At 58.0% G+C, this 2,839-nt stretch carries 5 protein-coding genes; 2 read left to right on the forward strand and 3 right to left on the reverse strand.

The genetic code is table 11. The features are described 5' to 3' along the window. Both GEU01_RS23625 and GEU01_RS20590 read right to left on the reverse strand, forming a co-directional pair. A partial coding sequence (locus GEU01_RS23625) for an IS5 family transposase (RefSeq protein WP_042710803.1) occupies nucleotides 1-410 on the reverse strand: 410 nt, incomplete at its 3' end. A 140-nt stretch (nucleotides 411-550) separates the two neighbouring features. Further along, nucleotides 551-937, reverse strand: a complete 387-nt coding sequence (locus GEU01_RS20590) for a VOC family protein (protein ID WP_019087538.1) — start codon at nucleotides 935-937, stop codon at nucleotides 551-553. A gap of 175 nt (nucleotides 938-1,112) precedes the next feature. Here GEU01_RS20590 and GEU01_RS20595 point away from each other — a divergent pair, with 175 nt between their 5' ends. Further along, nucleotides 1,113-1,799, forward strand: coding sequence for a YfdX family protein (locus GEU01_RS20595; protein ID WP_010511011.1), 687 nt, complete (start codon nucleotides 1,113-1,115; stop codon nucleotides 1,797-1,799). A gap of 53 nt (nucleotides 1,800-1,852) precedes the next feature. Here the strand turns inward: GEU01_RS20595 and GEU01_RS20600 are convergent, their stop codons facing one another. Next, entirely contained in the window at nucleotides 1,853-2,320 is a 468-nt protein-coding gene (locus GEU01_RS20600; protein ID WP_019087539.1) for a hypothetical protein, read from the reverse strand. A 191-nt stretch (nucleotides 2,321-2,511) separates the two neighbouring features. On the opposite strand from GEU01_RS20600, the gene GEU01_RS20605 reads away from it, so the two are divergent. After that, a partial coding sequence (locus GEU01_RS20605; protein WP_019086247.1) for a transposase occupies nucleotides 2,512-2,839 on the forward strand: 328 nt, incomplete at its 3' end.

Below are 2,839 nucleotides of genomic sequence, written 5' to 3' on the forward strand. Positions count from 1 at the left end.
CCCGCGTCATAGCCCGAAAGCCCGCCGCTTTCCGTGGTTTTTACCGACTGGCTATCAATCACGCCCGCGCTTGGAGAGGCTTCACGCCCCTCAATCTCGCGCAGGCTCATGACCAGGACCGTATTCATGACTTCGAACAATCCGGCATCACGCCAGGCGTAAAAATAGCGCCTGACGGTCGAGACCGGCGGAAAGCATTTCGGCAGCAAACGCCACGCACACCCGGCCGAGGCTATGTAGAGCATCGCGTTGACCACCTCGCGCATATCCGTCGTGCGGGGGCGACCACCCCGTTTCGCCGGGGGTATAAATGGCATGATCAGAGCCCACTCTTCGTCCGTCGTATCCGATGGATATCGCATTCCTTCCCGGCTATGTTCACGTCGGGCAATACCAGTCCATGTCACCATTCACTCCATCTCTTCGTAAAGACGGATGAATCACAACAGGCTGGTATTGTTCAAAAACTTTCGGATCGGGCTCTCAGGGATCAATACGCCGCGTCGCGGTGAATGTTCCCCTGATGCCGCAATTGCTGCGCGTGTCGTTCTTACGCTGGCGGGACGCGATACATGGCACACAGCTTGTTGCCGGTCGGGTCACGCAGGTAGGCAAGGAACAGGTCACCGGATTCATGGTGACGGATGCCCGGCGGGTCTTCGCATGTCGTGCCGCCATTGGCCACGCCGGCCGCATGCCATTTGCGCACGGCATCTTCCGAACGGGCGTGCAGCCCGATTGTCCCGCCATTGGCAGCCGTTGCGGGCTGGCCATTGATGGGCTTGGTCACGATCAGGCGGCCGGTGCGATCGGCGTAAACCAGCCGGCCCTTGGCATTGATTTCCGACGGCGGCACGTCAAGGGCTTCAAAGGTGCGGTCATAGAATTTCTTCGAGGCTTCAATATCGTTCGAACCGATTACGATATGGGTAAACATGAAAGTTTCCTCTGTTCTGTCCGGACGCGATCATGGCATAGGCTGCGACAGGGCGGCAACCGTGTCCCGGTGGGGAATAAGCGTGGACCGGGGAGCAATTTTTTGTAACAATACCGGATGGGGTCAGCGATCGGGCTGACCAGTGACCTGACACGTTTGCTGAAAAAGGAAAACCATGCGTCTTATTGCTTCACTGGCCGTCGTGACCGGACTGGTTGCAGCACCACTTGGCGCGCATGCGGCATCGCTGCATACCGACTGGGAAAAATACAAGGTAACCCGTGCGTTCAATCATTTGTCCGCTGATGGGCAGCGCGCGATGGCTGATATCCTTAATGCGAAGCAGATCCTTGACGGCGGACAGACCGATGCCGCCATTCCCGCATTATATGACGCGACAAAGCGCCTGACCGCAGCAGGCAAGGCGAACAACAAGTTCATGGCCGCTGAAAACAGCCTGCAGCCCGCGCCCCAGCATCCCGCGCCCAACGGGCATGTCGCGGGCACGACGCCGGTTGCATGGGTGCCGGTTGGTGGTGAAGTCATCGGTAGCGAAACGCTGGCGCCGGAAAAGAAGGCGGCCATTTCCACCGCCAATACCCAGCTGAAGGCCGGCAAGACACAGCAGGCGGCGCAGACGCTGCAGGTCGTGGCGGAAGATGCCGACTTCATCATGGCGATCACACCGCTGGACCAGACGCTGGGTGCGGTCAACCGCGCCACCGTCTTTACCGAAGCCCGTCACCCGAAGGAGGCATCGGCAGCCCTGCAGCAGATCATTGACAATCTGGTCTTCGTTTCCGAAGATTTTGCGGAAACCGCCATTCCCGACCAGGGGCAGTCCGCCCCGGCCAGGAAATAACAGACAGGCTACCGGATGCCGCGCCATGTGCGGGGCATCCGACGCGGTGGAGGTCACTCATCTCCACCAACCTTTTTCTTTTCGCGTTCGGCATCCACGCTCATGCGCTGGAATACGCCAAGCGACACGACAATCAATGTCGCCACGACCAGCAGGCTGGCGGGATACAGTATATCGGACGGTTCGCTGGTATTGGTTTCAAATACACCGACCAGCCCCTCTATGAACACGGCAATGATGATGGTGGTAATGAACTTGGTCAGGCTGGCGCGGGCTTCGCCCAGGCTTTTCTTGCCACTTGTCTGGATAACTTCCTCTTCCACAAAATACTTGGCCACGTCAAAGACTGCGACGGCAATAACGACATAGCTTATGGCCTGTAATATGGCGTTCCGGCCCGCGTGCCACGAATGGCCCAGCGCGGACAGAAGGTCGATCATTCCGAATGTCAGAAGCAGCAGCGCAAGCAGCATGAGCATGACACTGGCGCAGGCAAAGGCGAAGCGTGACAGATGTTGCATGGACGGGTTCCGTCATTCCTGTATGGGGTGGCAGTTCACGGTCCGGCAGTGATCATATGAAAACGGGATTGCGTCCGCACACGGCAACGACCGTGCAGGCATGACCTTTCCCTCAGTGTCTGACCGAAAATGAGTTGAGTGATTTCAGTGGATTATGATTCATGGGTTTGCGATAACCTGATGAGATCAAGATGGCCTGGACTGAAATCACCCGCGCGCAGTATCGCCGGGACGACCTGGAGTATGCAAGCGACCTTCGCGATGCGGAGTGGGCGCTGATTGCGCCTTTGATGCCCGAGAAGAAACGACTGGGGAGACCACGACGTACGGATTTGCGCCGGGTCATGGAGGCGATCCTCTATATCGTCACTACGGGTTGCCAGTGGCGACAATTGCCTCGTCATTTTCCCGCCTTCACGACCGTGCAGGGCTATTTCTACCGTTGGATCCGCGAGGGACGATGGGAAGCGATAAACCATATTCTCGTGATCCTGTCGCGTGAGCAGGACGGGCGAGACG

The organism is Komagataeibacter europaeus LMG 18890 (genome assembly GCF_000285295.1).
Taxonomy (GTDB): Bacteria; Pseudomonadota; Alphaproteobacteria; order Acetobacterales; family Acetobacteraceae; genus Komagataeibacter; species Komagataeibacter europaeus.

Bases quoted from the DNA above. Each gene is read 5' to 3' on its own strand.
- GEU01_RS20590 (WP_019087538.1), bottom strand. From the start codon at position 937: ATGTTTACCCATATCGTAATCGGTTCGAACGATATTGAAGCCTCGAAG.
- GEU01_RS20595 (WP_010511011.1), top strand. From the start codon at position 1,113: ATGCGTCTTATTGCTTCACTGGCCGTCGTGACCGGACTGGTTGCAGCA.
- GEU01_RS20600 (WP_019087539.1), bottom strand. From the start codon at position 2,320: ATGCAACATCTGTCACGCTTCGCCTTTGCCTGCGCCAGTGTCATGCTC.